This window comes from Pedobacter frigoris (assembly GCF_032678645.1).
Taxonomy (GTDB): Bacteria; Bacteroidota; Bacteroidia; order Sphingobacteriales; family Sphingobacteriaceae; genus Pedobacter; species Pedobacter frigoris_A.
Window position 1 is genome coordinate 970458 of the sequence record NZ_JAVTSP010000001.1, and the last position, 17434, is coordinate 987891.

The following is a 17434-nucleotide window of genomic DNA, read 5'->3' on the forward strand; positions in this document are numbered from 1 at the left end:
TAAATCACAAAGTATGACAGGCTCCCTGGTTCTATATTCTGTAAATCAGCGCATTGCTACCATTTGCATAAATCGCCCTGAAAAACGCAATGCTTTAAACCCGGATTTGGTTACTGAACTCACAACAGCATTTATCAATGCATCTGAAGATGAGGAGGTGAAGGTAATCGTTTTGAAAGCAAATGGAGGTACTTTTAGTGCAGGGGCCGACCTCGCCTATCTTCAACAGCTGCAGCAAAACAGTTACGAAGAGAACCTTGCAGATTCAGAGAATTTAAAACGTCTTTTTACAACCATTTACTACCTGCCAAAAGTAGTGATTGCCCAGGTAGAAGGACATGCCATCGCCGGAGGCTGTGGACTGGCCACTGTTTGCGATATTATATTTTCTGTTCCTGAAGCTAATTTTGGCTATACGGAAGTTAAACTTGGTTTTGTACCGGCCATTGTTTCCTGTTTCCTTCTACGGAAAACAAGTGAAACTGTTGCAAAAAAAATACTGCTCACCGGAAGTCTCTTTTCTGCGCAGGAAGCATTGGGTTATGGACTGATCACCTTTGTAACAAACAAGGAAGAAATTGATCTGAAAGTAACTGATTTTGCTTTAAATTTGTGTACTGAAGCTTCATCGAATTCGTTAATGGTAACGAAACAACTGATCGGGCAAACCACTAATCCGTTACTGGAAAAAAGTCTGTCACTTGCCGTACAGATCAACGCAAGGGTAAGAGATAGTGAAGATTTTAAAAAAGGGGTCGCTTCCTTTGTCAATAAAGAGAAAATTAAATGGTAATCAATCAGATAAAAATATGTTTAAATCAATAAAAACCGGCGTTGTAGCCATCATCTTAATCAGCACCGCCATCATTGCAAAAGCCCAGAAAGTAATGGACCAGGGTACGCTCATTTATGGGATTGAATACATCCTTACTGATGAACAGAAAAACGCGGTAGACGCTTCTATGCTCCCTTCGGAAAGCAAAGTCCAGTTCAATGGGAATATTTCAAAGGTAGAAGTAGACCTGGGAGCAGCTATGCTAAAAGTATTTACAGATGGAATGGAAAAAAAAGCTCTTATCCTTGTCGACATCCCCATCATGCAAAAACAATACGCAGCTAAAATGTCAAAAGAAGACCTGGAAAAACAATCTGGCAACAGGAAGTTTTCAGACTTTAAAGCAACGGGTGAGCAGCAAAAAATTGCGGGCTATAATGCTGAAAAATACAATTACAAAGACGATAATGGAGGCTCATATGAGGTTTGGGTGAGCAAGGACATTAAATTCTCTGCCGGCGCTACCCCTCCGGGATTTGAAGACGTAAAAGGTACTCCTGTTAAATTCACAAATGTACAGGATGGTGTAAAAACGGTACTTACTTTAAAAAGTCTCAAAGAAGAAAAAGTTGGTCCTTTCACTTTAGATGTACCTAAAGGGTACGAAGAAAAAACAATGGCTGAATTAAAAGCAATGCAAGGCGCACAATAGCAAATTATAAAATGTTTAAAAGCCTCCTTTTTTTTGTCAGGTTCTTTTTATTCTGGCTGTTATTTTTCTTCATTGACCGCCTCACGTTTTTAATCATCAATTTTAAAAAGATTGCTGTCAACTTTACGCAGGACATTATAGCAACTTTTTATCACGCTTTGCCTTTGGACCTCTCTATGATAGCCTACATAGTGGTTATCCCGCTATTGAGTTATGTCTACTGGCTGCTCAGCGGTAGAAAAATAGTAGAACTCAAGTGGCTATCCATTTACAATAAAGCGCTGGTTGTTCTTTTTAGCATACTGTCTGTTGCTAATTTCAACATATACCGTGAATGGGGCAGCAAGATCAATGCAAAAGCATTAGGGTTTGCGATCTCCACGCCAAATGAAGCACTTGCTTCGAGTGCCTCTTCACCGATTGGTTTGTCGATAGCTTCAATGGCATTATTGATTATTCTGGGCTTTGTAATACAGCGAAGAGTTGTATTAAGAACACTTGAATTTACCAAAACTCCGGTATGGCTCCGCAGCATTGCTGTGCTTTTGTTATTTTTCATTAATTTTTTACTGATCCGGGGTGGCCTTACAGGCTCTCCCATTACGCAAAGTATGGCCTATTTCTCTAAGGACCAGACACTCAACAACGCGGCAGTAAATACAGAATGGAACCTGATGTCCAGTCTTCTGGCCTCGAGGATGACCAAATCAAATCCATACCTCTACATGGATAAACAGCGGGCAGATGCGATAGTCAAAGATCTTTATACACCGGCGAAAGACACCACGGTAAACCTGCTTACAACGAACCGTCCTAATGTAGTTTTGGTGATCATAGAAAGTTTTACGGCCGATCTCATCAAAACTTTAGGAGGCGACGCGGGTATCACCCCCAACTTTGAAAATCTGATTCAACAGGGGGTCTTATTTAGCAATGTGTATTCTACAGGCAGTCGTACTGATAAAGGACTTGTAGGAACCTTAGCCGGATTTCCTACCCTAGCAGCGGGAAGTATTGTTAAATGGCCAGAAAAAATGCAGAAATTACCTGCTATATCTCAGGCACTGTTTAAAAACGGCTACCATACTTCCTTCTTTTATGGAGGAGAGTCTGAATTTGACAACTATAAGGCTTTCATATTGAGCCATAATTATCAGAAACTGATTGACAGAAACGATTTCAAAAATGCTGGCGGTACCAGCTGGGGACAATTTGATGAAGTAGTATTCGCAAGACAAACTGAAGAACTCAATAAAGAGCCCCAACCCTTCTTTTCTACTTTACTCACCCTGACCAACCATGAACCCTACGGGCTTCCGGGAGCTTACAAATTTGGCAGAGCTGATAATGTTGCTAAGTTTAAAAGTACAGCGTATTATACGGATTCCTGTATCCATGCCTACCTGAACAATGCAAAAAAACAGGCCTGGTATAAAAACACCTTGTTTGTCTTCATTGCAGATCACGGACACCTGCTCCCGCGAAATAGCCAGGAGATCTTTAATCCGGGGCGTTACCATATTCCACTGCTCTTTTATGGTGAAGTTATTAGAAAGGAATTCAGGGGAAAGAAATTTGAAAATACAGGTAGCCAGTCTGATGTGGCCGCTACACTCCTTTCACAGCTAAATATCAATGCAAAAGATTTTGCCTGGAGCAAAAATCTTTTGAACCCTTACATCAATTCTTTCGCTTTTTTTAGCTGGGATAATGGAATGGGCTTTATCGATAACCAACAATGTGTTACTTTTGACAATGTAGGCAAGACCGTTTTGTACAACAGCAATGATAAGGATGCGAAACAGACTGAGAAGACGCTCAATAATGCCAAGTCATACCTGCAAAAAGTGTATCAGCAATTTATAGAACTTTAAAAAATGAACTTCAGAAACATCATCTTCAAACTGGCTTTGATCTTATTAATTGGATTCTGCCAGCAATCGTATGCACAGGAAATCAGATGGACTAAGGATGGAAACAGCTACTATCAGGTAATAGATGGCGAATTGGTCACCATCAGCCTTCCTAATAACGAAAGAAAAGTCGTGGTAGGCCGTGAATTATTTTATTCCTCTGGAAGCGGAATCAATGCCATTAAAGATTTTCAGGTTTCTGAAGACGGAAATAAAGTACTGATTTACACGAACAGTAAAAAAGTATGGCGTTACGAAACCAGGGGAGATTACTATGTGGCCGACCTTAAAACCAACCAGATCCTAAAAATAGGAAAAGACAAACCTGCATCGTCACTGATGTTTGCGAAGTTTTCTCCTAACGGAAATAAAGTGGCTTATGTAAGTAAGCATAATCTTTATGTTGATGACCTGGGTGATAAGAGCAGCAAAGCACTGACTACAGATGGCACCGACAGGCTGATCAACGGTACGTTTGACTGGGTTTATGAGGAAGAATTCGATTGCAGAGACGGATTCAGATGGAGCCCTGACGGGAAGTCAATCGCTTACTGGCAGATCAATGCGACTAAAATCAGGAATTTTTTGATGATCAATAACACGGATTCCATCTACTCTTATACCATTCCTGTTGAATATCCCAAAGTCGGTCAGGATCCTTCGTCATGTAAAGTTGGTGTGGTAGATATTACTACCGCCAAAACAGAGTGGCTAAAAGTGCCTGGCGACCAGGTTCAAAATTATATTCCCAGAATGGACTGGATCCCGAATACGAATGACGTTATTCTTCAGCAGCTAAACAGGGAACAAAATGTAAGTAAACTATTCGTGATCAATGCTGGCAGCGGAACGGTAAACAATATTTATACAGACACAGACAAGGCCTGGATTGACGCTGGCAAAGGTTGGGAATGGATAAACGATGGTAAAGAATTTTTGTGGACAAGTGAAAAAGATGGATGGCGTCATGCTTACCGCATCAGTAAAGATGGCAAAAAGCAGACCCTGATCACCAAAGGAGATTATGATGTGATAGAACAATCACTTGTAGACGAGCCAAATGGCTGGTTATATTTTATAGCTTCCCCTACAAATGCAACTCAAAAATATTTATATAAAACAAAACTTGCCGGTGGTGGTAAACCTGAAATGGTAACCCCTTCTATCCTGCCGGGAACGCACAGTTATGAGATTTCCCCTAATGGTATATTTGCACGACATACCTATCAAAGCGCGACTATACCACCGCTTACGGAGTGGATGAAACTGACAACGCTGAATCCTCTCACTATGAACGGCAGCATTACCACACAATTGTCGAGGATAAAGCCACAGCGCAATCCGGTAGAGTTTTTCAAAGTGACTACAGAAGATGGAATACAATTGGATGGATGGATGAAGAAACCTGATAATTTTGATCCTTCGAAAAAATACCCTGTTGTATTTTATGTATATGGTGAACCTGCTTCTCAAACGGTAACAGATACCTACAGTGCCGGTCAAAACTGGCTTTATGCCGGTGATATGCCTAAAGATGGCTATATCTACATCTCTGTGGAGAACAGGGGCGCTCCTGCTCCTAAAGGCAGGGAATGGCGCAAAAGTATTTTTCAAAATATAGGAACTTTAAATATCCGTGATCAGGCCCAGGCAGCTAAGAAAATTATGGAATGGCCTTTTGTAGATAAAAACAGAATTGCTGTATGGGGATGGAGCGGTGGTGGTTCATCGACGCTGAACCTGATGTTCCAGTATCCGGAAATTTACAAAACAGGAATTGCAATTGCTGCAGTAGGCAACCAGCTTACTTATGACAACATTTATCAGGAACGCTATATGGGTTCTCCTTTGAAAACCAAGGATGCCTACATCAAAGGATCTCCGATTACTTATGCCAAAAATCTGCAGGGAAATCTCTTGTATATCCACGGTACAGGTGACGATAACGTGCATTATCAAAATGCAGAAATGCTAATCAATGAGCTTATTAAAAACGGAAAAGTTTTCCAGATGATGGCCTACCCTAACAGAACGCATAGCATCAATGAAGGCGAAGGCACCTCAAGACATCTGGCGTTAACGTATACGCAATTTTTACAGAAAAATTGTCCGGCCGGAGGAAAATAAGCCATAATTATAAAATTTTGGCGCAAGGTTTGATAGTTAGTGTTCTCAGAAGTCACATTGAACGGAAAACAACATTGAAAATCGAATAACATGACATTAAGGCGTATACATGGAGAGCAAGACTGAAAGTGAGAAAATTTTAAATGATGAAGTAAAAGGTCCGGGTAAAATAGCCAAGACTTTTATGACACTATATGATGTTTTCCAGTTTATGGGCCGCTTTTTTAAAGAAGGCTTTTTACCTCCTTACGAAGGTAAAGAATTGATGAAACAGTGTTATGATATTGGCTATCGCTCTCTCGCACTGATATCACTTACAGGATTTATTACCGGTGTTGTATTTACAAAACAATCCCGTCCTTCCCTGGCCGAGTTTGGCGCAACATCATGGCTGCCCTCTCTCGTAGGTATTGCACTTTTAAGAACCCTGGCTCCCCTGTTGACCTCACTGATCGCTGCGGGAAAGGTAGGATCAAGCATAGGTGCTGAACTTGGATCAATGCGAGTAACTGAGCAGATTGATGCAATGGAAGTATCGGCCACTAATCCTTTTAAGTTTTTAGTGACGACAAGAGTACTTGCGGCAACTATTACAATTCCGATCCTTACTTTCTATACTGCAATGGTAGGCATGCTCGGCGCCTTGCTAAACGTATCACTTAGTGAAGGAACAAGTGCCAAAGCATTTTTTCAGTCTTCGCTGGAATCAATTACATTTCTGGACATTACAGCTTCGACAGTTAAAGCGATAATATTCGGTTTTACGATTGGTATGGTTGGCTGTTACCAGGGATATAATTCATCTAAGGGGACTGAGGGCGTAGGTAAAGCTGCCAACTCCGCGGTAGTTATCGGGATGTTTCTGATCTTTATAGAAGAAGTCGTATCAGTACAGTTTTTTGGTTTATTCAGGACTTAAAATTATGGAACAAAAAAAGCCCCTGAACGAACAGGAAAAAGTTATTGAGATCAAAGGTTTATACAAATCCTTTGGGAATTACCATGTATTAAGAGGTGTAGATCTTGATCTTTACAAAAGAGAAAATCTCGTAGTGCTTGGTAAATCAGGGACTGGTAAATCTGTACTCATTAAAATCATAGTTGGTTTATTAACCCCCGATCAGGGCGAAGTTAAAGTACTGAACCACGTGGTAGATGAGATTACTTATAAGGAACTGCTTGCTTTGAGACTTAAAGTAGGTTTCTCTTTCCAGAACAGCGCACTTTATGATAGTATGACTGTGAAGGAAAACCTGATTTTTCCACTGGTAAGAAACCAAAAGAACCTGACTAAAGGTGAAATAAACAGTGCTGTAGAAGAGATGCTGGATGCAGTAGGCTTATTACAGACGATCAACCAAATGCCTTCAGAGCTGTCTGGCGGACAAAGAAAAAGGATAGGAATTGCGCGCACTTTAATTCTCAGACCGGAAATCATGCTTTATGATGAACCTACCGCCGGACTGGATCCGATCACCTGCCTTGAGATCAATAGTTTGATCAATGAAGTACAAGAACGTTTCCATACGAGTTCAATCATTATCACACATGATCTGACCTGCGCAAAGGCAGTTGGAAACAGGGTAGCAATGCTGCTCGACGGCAAATTTGAACGTCAGGGTAGTTTCGATGAGGTATTTAATACAAGTGATGAACGCGTAAAACCATTTTACGATTATAATTTTATTCAATAGAGATATGCAGGCAACAGACAATCGTCGTAAAGTAGTAGTTGGAGGATTTATCCTTCTTGGCTTAGCGATATTTATTTTAGGAGTTTTCACGTTAGGGAGCCAGAAAAAAGCTTTTGTAAAAAGCTTTACAGTAGATGTGGTATTTAACGACATACAAGGATTAAAAACAGGAAATAACGTTTGGTTCTCAGGTGTAAAAATCGGTACCATTAAAAAGATCCAGTTTTACGGAACCTCACAGGTACAGGTATTTTTAAACATTGAAGAAGAAGCCCATAAGTACATCCATAAGGATGCTGCTGCGAGCATCAGCTCAGATGGGTTAATTGGTAATAAGATCATTGTAATTACCGGTGGTACTCCAAAGTTTCCTTTTGTTGAAGATGGTGACCGCTTAAGGGTCAACAGTACCCTTTCTACTGATGACATCATGAAAACATTTCAGGTAAATAATAAGAACCTGGTTGACGTAACTTCTGATTTCAAGATCCTGGCGAGGAGCCTGGTTGAAGGAAAAGGAACAGTCGGGTCATTATTAACTGACCAGCAGATTGCCTCAGATTTTAAAGCTATTGTCGTTAACTTAAGAAATACGACTGCCTCAGCTAATAAAATGGCCATCGAACTCGATGCTTTCACAAAAACTTTAAATACTAAAGGAGGCTTAGCCGATAAATTACTTACTGATACGGCCGTATTCGCTAAATTACAGGCTTCGGTAAATGAGCTACAAAAGACGGCAAGTTCAGCTTCTGCCTTGTCTGAAAACCTGAATAAGGCTTCAGCGAAGCTGACCCAAACAGACAATGCTGTGGGTGTATTGTTAAATGATCAGAAAACTGCTGAACAGGTAAAATCGATCATGTTGAACATGGAAACCAGCAGTAAGAAACTTGATGAGAATCTTGAAGCCTTGCAACATAACTTTCTTTTAAGGGGCTTCTTTAAGAAAAAGGCTAAAGCAGAGGCGGAAGCAGAGGTTAAGAAATAGCAGTATTGATACTTCGGGCTGCTCTAACATTATTACTTTGGATCAGCTGTAATTTTTGATAAAGTACAGCTGGTTCAAAAGGTTTATAAACATAATCGTTCATTCCTGCTTCATGGATCTTAACTCTGATCTCATCTGATACAGATGCGGTGAGTGCAATGATTTGAATACCCATGTGATTTTCCATTTTACGAATAGCTTTGGTAGCTTCTATACCATCCATTACCGGCATATTCAAGTCCATTAATATCACGTCGTAATAAAGACCTTTATTGAATAAATCAAGGATTACACTTCCATTTCCTACATACTCACATTCGGTATTCCATTTCGAAAGCAATTTTTTCATGAGCAGTGTATTCATCTCATTGTCCTCTGCGATTAATATCTTCATGCCCTGAAGGTCAAATTCAAGTTGAGGAGTTATTGGATTTAATGTAAGTTCTGTCCGGTCAAAAACAATATCAAAGAAAAAATCAGATCCTTTATCAGGACAGCTTTTCAAGTGAATATTGCTATTAAAAAGCAACAATAAGCGCTTAACAATTGCCAACCCTAAGCCAGTCCCCCCAAAGTGTCTGGTTGTATTTGAATATGCCTGGGTAAAAGGTTCAAAGATAGCCTCCTGACGGTCTTCATTTATACCTATCCCGGTATCGGAAATCAAAAACCTGACCTTCACTTCTTTTTCCGTATTTTCAAGCTGGCTCAAACTCAGCGTAACACTGCCTTTATCTGTAAACTTAATCGCATTCCAGAGCAGATTATAAATAACCTGGGTAAGCCGTGTTGGATCACTTAATACCACCTGCTGAGATAATTCCGGATCTATATTTAGAATGAGTTCCAATTTTTTTTCATTCGCCGCAAACTTTAATCCTGAAAAAATATCATACATGGTTTCAGAAAGATTAACCGGAATGATTTCAAGCTCCATTTTATCTGACTCAGTCCTATTGAATTCAAGTATGTCATTAATAAGGTTCAGAAGATTATTTGTAGAGAATTTTAAAGCCCTTAGGTCCTCTTTTTGAGATTCTTTTGGATCATTGTTCAACAACATGGAAGTACTGCCAAGAACGGTGTTTAATGGCGTTCTCAATTCATGAGACATCACTGAAAGGAAGTCTGATTTGGAAAGGGCAAGCTTGTTGGCTTCTTCAACTGCATCTTTCAGCTTACTATTTAATTCAGCTTTTTCTTCCATATTCAACTGAATGGCCTGATAAAATAGATAATGTGAGTAAAACAACGTTACAAAATTGAAGAATATCAGTATTTCGACACCCGGCGAACCTATCTCCTCTCTAAATCCTCCGCTATAGTCGTATAATTTCGTCTTTAAAACAACTATCAAAAAGATCGGCAGTGCGGCCAATACGGAATAAATGACACCAAATTTTTTATCAAGCAGGTAAAAGCTACTGAGACTCACCATAAATATCATCTGCAACAATACCACATTCACATTTTTATGGTTCAGGATCGGATTGCCCCATATGATCAAAAGTCCGGTAATGATAAGAAGATGTGCTATAGTTCTAATATGGGAAGGACGGTACAATAGCCATTTCAGCAATCCTGTATAGGTCACCAATATTATGATAGCCCTCGTCAACTGAAAACTATGGTGCTTTATTAAAGAATCTGCAATAACTACAGCAAGTTTTACATAGGAAAGAATAAGGATAGTCAGTATGATTTTTATCCGCGCGGCAGAAAAAGAATCTGGCATTTTAGTAAATACCTTTTTCAACGAGCAATTAAAAAAGGGCAAATCCTTATCCATGTAGTATAATTATCCTTATCAAATATACAAAATTACCTTTACAGAAAAACACCAAATTAAAATATCTAATTAAATGAGAGTTGTTTTCCTGAAAGTTTAGTTTAATCAGCAAAGAGTACTATTTAAAATAGATTTTAAAAGTGGTACACTTATTTATTACGCTCTCAACAGTTACTTTACCACCCATTGCTTCTATCTGATTTTTTGAAATGAAAAGCCCTACTCCTTTTGAATCAGGATTTCCATTAAAAGTCTTATACATCCCAAAAAGCTGGTGTCCGTGTTTTTCAAGATCAATGCCGATCCCGTTATCGCTAACAGCAAGCACCAGCTGATCTTTTTCATACAAACAGCTCAATTCTATTAAAGGTGCCCGTTCTGGATGACTGTACCGTATCGCATTAAATATAAAATTGAGCAATATGCTTTCGAGGTATGCAGGATTGTAGTGGACATTGACATCAGCGGGCACATTATTTATGATTGTGGCATTTTTTAAAGCGATCTGATCGTTCAGAACATTTATGGTCCTGTCTATATAATCCCGTAAGTTTAAATGATCTCTGATGATATCAATGCTCGTCTGGATATTGACCACTTTATTGAGATTAACAAGGGTTTCATTTAATGATCCCGAAACGGTTTTCATCAACTCAATAAACTCCTTTCTCTCCTCTTCAGATTCGGTGTGTTCTATTAAAGAAGAGATGGCTTGTATATTACTCGTATGTGAACGCAAATTATGGGATACGATATAAGAGAAATTTAACAGCCTTTTATTTTGCTCATTGACCAGTTCGAAAGAATCACTCAGTGCCTTTGCAGCACGTTTACTTTCACCGATATCAATCATAATCCCTCTTATCAAGATCGGCTTATCTTCTGCTGAAATTACATTTACGATGTCACGAAGCCACACTATATGCCCATTTTTTGCGATCATCCGATATTCAAAATCATGCTGCCTATTCATTTTTGTGTTCACCATGCAAAATTCCACAGCCCATTCTTTATCTTCCGGATGAAGATGATCTGCCCAGAATGTCGGCGAAGAAAGCCATTCTTCTGGAGTATATCCTAGTATATCCTGCACTTTTCCACTGATAAACGTAAACTCAAAATTATCAGGCTCAGCTTCCCATACGATTCCATCTATCGTATTAATCAACGACTCTATTCTGACCCAGGATTCCATGAGTAGTTTTTCTTCTGCGCGCTTTAGTAGCTGTGTCACCAGTATACTACACAATATTGCCAGGAATATGCCAAAAACAGAAGGTGAGATCACCTGTGCCAACAGGCTGTATTTGTTATTTGAAATAATGTATAATTTCCAGTTCCCATCCGGGATAGAAACTTTTTCATAAGTTTTATTTGAAAAATCGCTGCTTCCGGGAAGATAAAATTCCTCTTTGTTGTCAGTTACATTGACCTTTGAAAATTGAAAATAGTAAGCATTATTCTTACTTACATCGACACCAACATCTTTTAAAAAGGCTTCTAGTTTAATCACGACTGCAGAAAACCCCCAAAACTTATTGTTGCGGTATAAAGGTAATCTGCCAATTATGCCCTTACCGCCCTGCAATAAACGGCTTGGTCCTAAAAAATACATTTTCCTTGCTTTTATGGAAGCTTTTGCCCGGTAGGTGTTTTCTTTAGAGACACCAAAGACACTCGAATTTACTGCCTTTTCATTACCTTTTAAAGGATAGATATATTTTATAAGTCCATCAGGCACAAGCTGAACGGCCTTAAAATGCATTCCGGAATTCATGAGCTGGGCAGCGACCGCTTCAAAATTATCAGGTTCCCCCTTGTCATTTATAGTCAAAGCCAGAGTTAGTGCAGAGGTATAACTATTCCGTAAAGACTGCTCTATGTTCTGTTTTGCAGCATTTAGCATGTTATTCATCTCCCGATGTTCATTTTCTTTAATGATCTGATAGCGTTGGTTGGTAAATAGGCCTATCAATAAAATCAAAAACAAGAAAACAAATATTCCCGCTACTCTTGGTCGGTTTAGTAGCCATTCCGTAATCACAACAAGCTTTTTCTCGAGATTCATATTGATATTCAGGGCGATTTAGATGATTTGAAGTTAAATCATTTTTTCAGATCATTAGCATAAACTTAAACAATCGTCTACAATTATTGAATATTGCTGGCACTATTAAGCTGAATTGCTAACTTTATTTTTTTCAAAAGCAGCCATGGTATTTCTAGAAAATGAACACATAAAAGCATCCTTTTCCACAAAAGGCGCTGAACTTCAAAGCCTTAAAAACATAAAAACAAACAAGGAGTACATGTGGAGTGGAGATACCAATTATTGGGGCAAGTTTAGCCCGGTACTTTTTCCGATTGTTGGGGGATTAAAAAACAACACCTATTTCCTGAGCGGTACTGAATATCACCTTCCAAGACATGGTTTTGCCAGAGATAATGAATTTGAAGTATTAAAAACTGATGATACTGAAGTTATTTTCTCCTTCCGTCAAAATGATCAGACACTTAAGTCCTATCCTTTTAAATTTTCCTTAAGCATACATTACACATTGAGTGAATCTGCAATAAGATGTAATTACATCGTGAAGAACACCGATGATGTACCGCTCTTATTTTCGATAGGCGGTCACCCTGCTTTTGCAACACCGACTGAAAATGGTTTAAGCTATACAGACTATTTTCTTGAATTTAACAAAGACAGTGAGCTTGTTTATCATAAGATCAAGAGCGAGTTGATTGATGAAAAAACTGAAACCATTAAATTGGAGCATAATCGGTTGCAGTTAAATCATGAATTGTTTTACGACGATGCTTTGGTTTTTAAGGCATTAAAAAGTGATTGCATTTCATTGAAAAACGCTAAAAACCCCTATGGCTTACACTTCAGGTTTACGGATTTTCCGTTTTTTGGGATATGGGCTGCCAGGGATGCTGACTTCGTATGTCTCGAGCCCTGGTGTGGTATAGCCGATGGAATAAATCACAATCAGAATTTAGAAGAAAAGGAAGGGATCATTAAACTGGCACCTCTGGAAGAGTGGAATCATCATTGGGCGGTTGAAACATTTTAAACACAAACAGGAAGTTCTATTATAAATCTTGAACCCTTGCCTGCACCTTCACTTTCTGCCCAAATCCTGCCCCCATGCGCTTCAATTAATATTTTTACGATTGACAGTCCCAAGCCGGTGGAGTTTTCATCACCGGTTGGCTTGGCACTAAGCTTTGTAAAGCGCTGATATAATTTACTTTTATCATCATCTGTAAGACCCTGGCCCTCGTCTTCAACAACCACAACAACTTTGTTGTCTGCCACACGAACATCGACATTTATTGTTGAATTTACCGGGGAGTATTTTATAGCATTATTGACCAAATTATCAATGATCTCAGCCATTTTACCTTCATCAGCCTTGACCATCACCATAGTTGCATTGTTCAAATTAATGACTTGGTTCTTTCTTTCAGCCAAAGGTTGATTCATTGCAATGACATTACCTACAATACCTGAAATATTTAATTTCATCAGTAACAATGAAACTTTTCCCTCCTCAGCCGTCCCGGATTGCAGCAACTCATCAATAATCCGAATCATATTTAAACTTGCGACCTTTATATGATCACACATTTTCTCTACTATTTCAGGATCATGTTTTTTCAGCTTGATCAAATCAGCACGTACGGGAATTGTAGTGAGCGGATTTTTCAAATCATGCGCAGTAGTATTCAGTACCTGATGATGTTTTTCCAATATTTTCTTGGATTCAAATTCAAGCTCTATTTGATCAATAATGATGTCAATGACATCATTCAACAGCTTTATTTCTTTGTCATTTAATATTCGTGCCTCTCTATCTATAATGTGTATTGACCCTACGTTACCACCGATCCCGGTATTGATGAGAGATGAAAAATAAAATGAGTAACCCTGTTGAGCGGCTTCAAGCTCATTTGTTAAAATACTCACATCTGCAGTCTCATGATCAAGAGAATAGCAAAATAGCTGTTCCATGTGTTCCAATCTTATGACTACCTGAGATACGTGAAGAAGTTGAGCCACAAGAGATGGCAGTTTAGAAAGCGTTTTAATCCTTTCCTTTTTAATGGAAAGGGGTTGACTTAATATTTGATCGGCCATGAGATGTTAAATAGGGATGTTTAAACTAAACTCTGTGCTATTGCAATATAGAACAATTACACATAATCTTAAAGTCAAAATAACTTATCTCAGGTGACCAACCCTATTTAAGTACGATGGTTTTTTTACTTGAGGTATGTGCATTAAATACACCTAAAGCTCCATTATTAAAATTGGATGGGGGATTTGCCGGAGCAACGGGAGGACCGCCCCCTCCTTCTGTCTGATTTAAACTAAAAAAATACCTGTATACATTTCTGTCTATGCACTGAAATTCTACATCAATTAAATCACCGGCAACCAAATCGTTCAGTTCATAAAAAATGACGTTGGCCACGTTATTTCCATCATCGAAACGATCTTCGCTAACAGCGTCCTCCTCAATCACACCTTTAGCCTTTAGTACATAACGATACTGATTTTGAATACCTCCCGGGTCCTTATAATTAGCAGCGATGTAGGTATTTGACTGACCAAAAAAACTAAACTCCTTAAATGTAAGGGAATCCAAATTAACCTTGGCAGGCATTATAGAACTTGCAGTATAAGTCTTATTATTTAAAGTAACATTGAGGGTATAGGTCACACCAGACCTGCCCCTAAAAGCCGGACTGTTATAAATCCCGGGCGACACTTCAGAATAATTATAAGTATTGCCAGTGCTTGAAATAAGTACTACTTTAGCACCTTTTGCGCCATTAAACCTATTGGATTCACTGAAGTTGTAGGTTGTGGATACCTTTACAACCTGAATTTCATTCTGATCGCTTAAACCTCCATCGATGACAACAGCTGGCGGAGCATCGTCGAGCTTAAGGTCAATCACCTCTTCACAGCCAGAAAATGACATCAGCAATGCGAAAAGTATCATTATATTAAATATTCTGTTCATCATTAAAATTTAAAATTCCACGTTACTGAAGGAATAATACCAAATAAGGTGGTTCTTACCACCTGTGTTTGAGTCGGGTTGTCCGGATTATCTTCAAAATCAATTGAAAAGGCGTTTTTACGGTTGTATAGGTTGTAAATGCCAAATGACCAGCTTGACTGTAGTCTTTTGCCGGGCTTTCCTTCAAGCGTCGCTGAAACATCCAGACGGTGATACGCAGGGGTTCTGTAACCATTCTTTTCTGTATAATAAAATACCGTACGGTCGTTGATCTGGTATTTCCCACTTGGATAAGTTACCGCATTACCCGTATTGTATACAAATACTGAAGAGAATGTCCACCTTGTACTGGCTTTATAAATTCCCACAAGAGAAAGATCGTGAGTCCTGTCCTGCTTTGCATAAAACCACCTACCTTCATTTACATCATCAAACTGACGCTCGGTCCTGGACCAGGTGTAACCTATCCATCCATTAAACTTTCCAAATCTTTTCTTTAAAAAGAGTTCAATTCCATAAGCCCTTCCATCCCCATATAACAGGTCTGCCTCTACATTACCATTCCCTCTCAAATCAGTCCCACTCCTATATTCTATCTGATTCTGCATCCATTTGTAATAAACTTCTGCAGAAAATTCATACTTATCATCATTGAAATTTCTAAAATACCCGGCTGCCACCTGATCTGCAATCTCCGGCCTTACGTTATTGCTGTTCATGATGTACAGATCGGTAGGCGAAGTGGAAGTTGAGTTGGACATCAGGTGTACATTCTGGATATTCCTGGTGTAAGCACCCTTAAAAGAACTTGAACCGTCTATTTTGTAGCTCGCAGAAATTCTTGGCTCAAGATTGATGTAATTTTTAACAAATTCACCGCTTTTATAAGCAGTTACACTTGTGGTATTTCCATCTGCATCATACGTCTTAAAATTACCCGGACCCAATAATGAGAAACTACTTAACCTAAGTCCATACACAAGATTCAGATTGTCATTTACAGACCACTCGTCAGAAAGGTAAGCCGCAAGTTCCAGCCCTTTTCTATTTTCATAGGTTGTTTCATTAACACTTGAAGTTTCAGAAGCGGTAAGCTTGCCCGGAGCAATGGTATGATGAATGGCATTGATCCCAAATTTAACGTTGTGTTTACTGTTTAAACTATATTCGAAGTCTTGTTTAAGGTTGAAATCTTTGATGGACGAGTTTACCTCAAAATTATTCTCTTCCGTAAAGTTCTGGATCACATAATTATAATTACTGTAAATCAGTGAGGTATTGGAAAACAAGCGATTGCTATACAAATGATTCCACCTTAATGTTACCGTAGAGTTTCCCCAGTTGAAGCCAAAAGTTTCTGAAATCCCCAACTTATCCCTTCCAAAATAACCCGATAGAAATAAAGTATTTTTTTCATCAAGCTGATAATTAGCTTTAGCATTTAAATCATAAAAGAACAAGGTATTGCCATTGATAGAGCTATCTGGCGACAAGGCTAAAAATGCATCCAGATAAGTCCGCCGCCCGCTGATCATAAAAGAGCCTTTATCCTTTACGATAGGTCCTTCAACCTTTACCCTGGAAGATATCAGGCCAAGACCGCCTTCTGCTGTATATGTTTTCCGGTTTCCATCGTTCATTTTTATGTCTAATACAGAAGCCAGTCTGCCGCCATACTGAGCGGGCATCCCTCCTTTATAAACACTAACATCTTTAATTGCATCAGAATTAAAAGTAGAAAAGAAACCCAATAAGTGGGATGCATTGTAAACCGGAGCTTCATCCAGCAAGATCAGATTCTGATCTGTAGAGCCCCCCCTTACATAAAAACCGCTGTTTCCCTCTCCTGCAGATTTTATACCCGGAAGCAGCTGCAATGTTTTAAGAACGTCTCTTTCTCCCAGCAAAACAGGGACATTGTTAATTTCTCTGACATTTATTTTTTGAAGTCCCATTTGCGGACTACTTACATTTTCGTCTCGCTTTGTTGCTGAAATCACTACCTCCGTAAGCTGATTATCTTCAGTGAGTGCAAGATTAAGTCTCACATCTTTATTTACCGTGATATCTTGTTTAATGGTTTTATAACCTATAAAACTGATGGACGCTTCATAACTTCCTTCCCGAACGCTGACAGAATAAAATCCATAAGAATTAGTAACCGCTCCACCGGTGGTTTTCCCGACAAGCTTTATACTCGCACCAATCAGCGTCTCCCCCGTGCCGGAATCGGTAACCGTACCATTAACCGTGAATTTATTTTGGGCTATTGCCAACTGATTAAAAAGAATAACAATAAAGAGTATCAGGACAAATCTATTTGTATATGGCATAAATACTTAGTATCCGGTAAAAATAGAAAGAAAATATAAAAGGGGGGCACAGTGCCCCCCT

General features: G+C 39.0%; 13 protein-coding genes. 8 read left to right on the top strand and 5 right to left on the bottom strand.

Annotated features, from left to right (window positions below; translation table 11 throughout):
- Positions 1–13 precede the first annotated feature (13 nt).
- From R2Q78_RS04295 to R2Q78_RS04325, 7 genes are all read left to right on the top strand, one after another.
- On the top strand, positions 14–793 hold the full coding sequence (locus R2Q78_RS04295; RefSeq protein WP_316789194.1) for an enoyl-CoA hydratase/isomerase family protein: 780 nt from the start codon (positions 14–16) through the stop codon (positions 791–793).
- Between the two features lie 16 nt (positions 794–809).
- Positions 810–1487 (top strand): DUF4412 domain-containing protein, encoded by a 678-nt coding sequence (locus tag R2Q78_RS04300; protein WP_316789195.1) that lies wholly within the window; start codon positions 810–812, stop codon positions 1485–1487.
- Positions 1488–1498: 11 nt separating this feature from the next.
- On the top strand, positions 1499–3361 hold the full coding sequence (locus R2Q78_RS04305; protein ID WP_316789197.1) for an LTA synthase family protein: 1863 nt from the start codon (positions 1499–1501) through the stop codon (positions 3359–3361).
- Between the two features lie 3 nt (positions 3362–3364).
- Complete coding sequence (locus R2Q78_RS04310) at positions 3365–5527, top strand: S9 family peptidase (RefSeq protein WP_316789199.1); 2163 nt, start codon at positions 3365–3367, stop codon at positions 5525–5527.
- Positions 5528–5636: 109 nt separating this feature from the next.
- On the top strand, positions 5637–6446 hold the full coding sequence (locus R2Q78_RS04315) for an ABC transporter permease (RefSeq protein ID WP_316789201.1): 810 nt from the start codon (positions 5637–5639) through the stop codon (positions 6444–6446).
- A gap of 4 nt (positions 6447–6450) precedes the next feature.
- The gene (locus R2Q78_RS04320; RefSeq protein WP_316789203.1) at positions 6451–7221 is read left to right on the top strand and encodes an ABC transporter ATP-binding protein; all 771 of its coding nucleotides are present in this window, start codon (positions 6451–6453) and stop codon (positions 7219–7221) included.
- A 4-nt stretch (positions 7222–7225) separates the two neighbouring features.
- Positions 7226–8212: an MlaD family protein gene (locus R2Q78_RS04325; RefSeq protein WP_316789205.1), complete on the top strand. Its 987-nt coding sequence runs from the start codon at positions 7226–7228 to the stop codon at positions 8210–8212.
- Here R2Q78_RS04325 and R2Q78_RS04330 read toward each other — a convergent pair.
- Complete coding sequence (locus R2Q78_RS04330) at positions 8202–9968, bottom strand: ATP-binding protein (protein WP_316789208.1); 1767 nt, start codon at positions 9966–9968, stop codon at positions 8202–8204. The two genes, R2Q78_RS04325 and R2Q78_RS04330, sit on opposite strands and share 11 nt — an antisense overlap.
- Positions 9969–10119: 151 nt before the next feature.
- Positions 10120–12069 (bottom strand): PAS domain-containing protein, encoded by a 1950-nt coding sequence (locus R2Q78_RS04335; protein WP_316789210.1) that lies wholly within the window; start codon positions 12067–12069, stop codon positions 10120–10122.
- A 145-nt stretch (positions 12070–12214) separates the two neighbouring features.
- Between R2Q78_RS04335 and R2Q78_RS04340 the strand changes: the two genes are divergently transcribed.
- On the top strand, positions 12215–13081 hold the full coding sequence (locus R2Q78_RS04340) for an aldose 1-epimerase family protein (RefSeq protein WP_316789212.1): 867 nt from the start codon (positions 12215–12217) through the stop codon (positions 13079–13081).
- Here R2Q78_RS04340 and R2Q78_RS04345 read toward each other — a convergent pair.
- The 3 genes from R2Q78_RS04345 to R2Q78_RS04355 form a co-directional block, all read right to left on the bottom strand.
- Complete coding sequence (locus R2Q78_RS04345) at positions 13078–14148, bottom strand: HAMP domain-containing sensor histidine kinase (RefSeq protein ID WP_316789215.1); 1071 nt, start codon at positions 14146–14148, stop codon at positions 13078–13080. The genes R2Q78_RS04340 and R2Q78_RS04345 overlap by 4 nt on opposite strands.
- A gap of 103 nt (positions 14149–14251) precedes the next feature.
- Positions 14252–15043, bottom strand: coding sequence for a DUF4249 domain-containing protein (locus tag R2Q78_RS04350; RefSeq protein WP_316789217.1), 792 nt, complete (start codon positions 15041–15043; stop codon positions 14252–14254).
- Positions 15043–17373 (bottom strand): TonB-dependent receptor, encoded by a 2331-nt coding sequence (locus R2Q78_RS04355; protein ID WP_316789219.1) that lies wholly within the window; start codon positions 17371–17373, stop codon positions 15043–15045. The genes R2Q78_RS04350 and R2Q78_RS04355 overlap by 1 nt, the downstream gene beginning before the upstream one ends.
- Positions 17374–17434: the final 61 nt, after the last annotated feature.

Coding starts and splice junctions, on each gene's coding strand:
- R2Q78_RS04295 (WP_316789194.1), top strand. CDS start 14: ATGACAGGCTCCCTGGTTCTATATTCTGTAAATCAGCGCATTGCTACC.
- R2Q78_RS04300 (WP_316789195.1), top strand. CDS start 810: ATGTTTAAATCAATAAAAACCGGCGTTGTAGCCATCATCTTAATCAGC.
- R2Q78_RS04305 (WP_316789197.1), top strand. CDS start 1,499: ATGTTTAAAAGCCTCCTTTTTTTTGTCAGGTTCTTTTTATTCTGGCTG.
- R2Q78_RS04310 (WP_316789199.1), top strand. CDS start 3,365: ATGAACTTCAGAAACATCATCTTCAAACTGGCTTTGATCTTATTAATT.
- R2Q78_RS04315 (WP_316789201.1), top strand. CDS start 5,637: ATGGAGAGCAAGACTGAAAGTGAGAAAATTTTAAATGATGAAGTAAAA.
- R2Q78_RS04320 (WP_316789203.1), top strand. CDS start 6,451: ATGGAACAAAAAAAGCCCCTGAACGAACAGGAAAAAGTTATTGAGATC.
- R2Q78_RS04325 (WP_316789205.1), top strand. CDS start 7,226: ATGCAGGCAACAGACAATCGTCGTAAAGTAGTAGTTGGAGGATTTATC.
- R2Q78_RS04335 (WP_316789210.1), bottom strand. CDS start 12,069: ATGAATCTCGAGAAAAAGCTTGTTGTGATTACGGAATGGCTACTAAAC.
- R2Q78_RS04340 (WP_316789212.1), top strand. CDS start 12,215: ATGGTATTTCTAGAAAATGAACACATAAAAGCATCCTTTTCCACAAAA.
- R2Q78_RS04345 (WP_316789215.1), bottom strand. CDS start 14,148: ATGGCCGATCAAATATTAAGTCAACCCCTTTCCATTAAAAAGGAAAGG.
- R2Q78_RS04350 (WP_316789217.1), bottom strand. CDS start 15,043: ATGATGAACAGAATATTTAATATAATGATACTTTTCGCATTGCTGATG.
- R2Q78_RS04355 (WP_316789219.1), bottom strand. CDS start 17,373: ATGCCATATACAAATAGATTTGTCCTGATACTCTTTATTGTTATTCTT.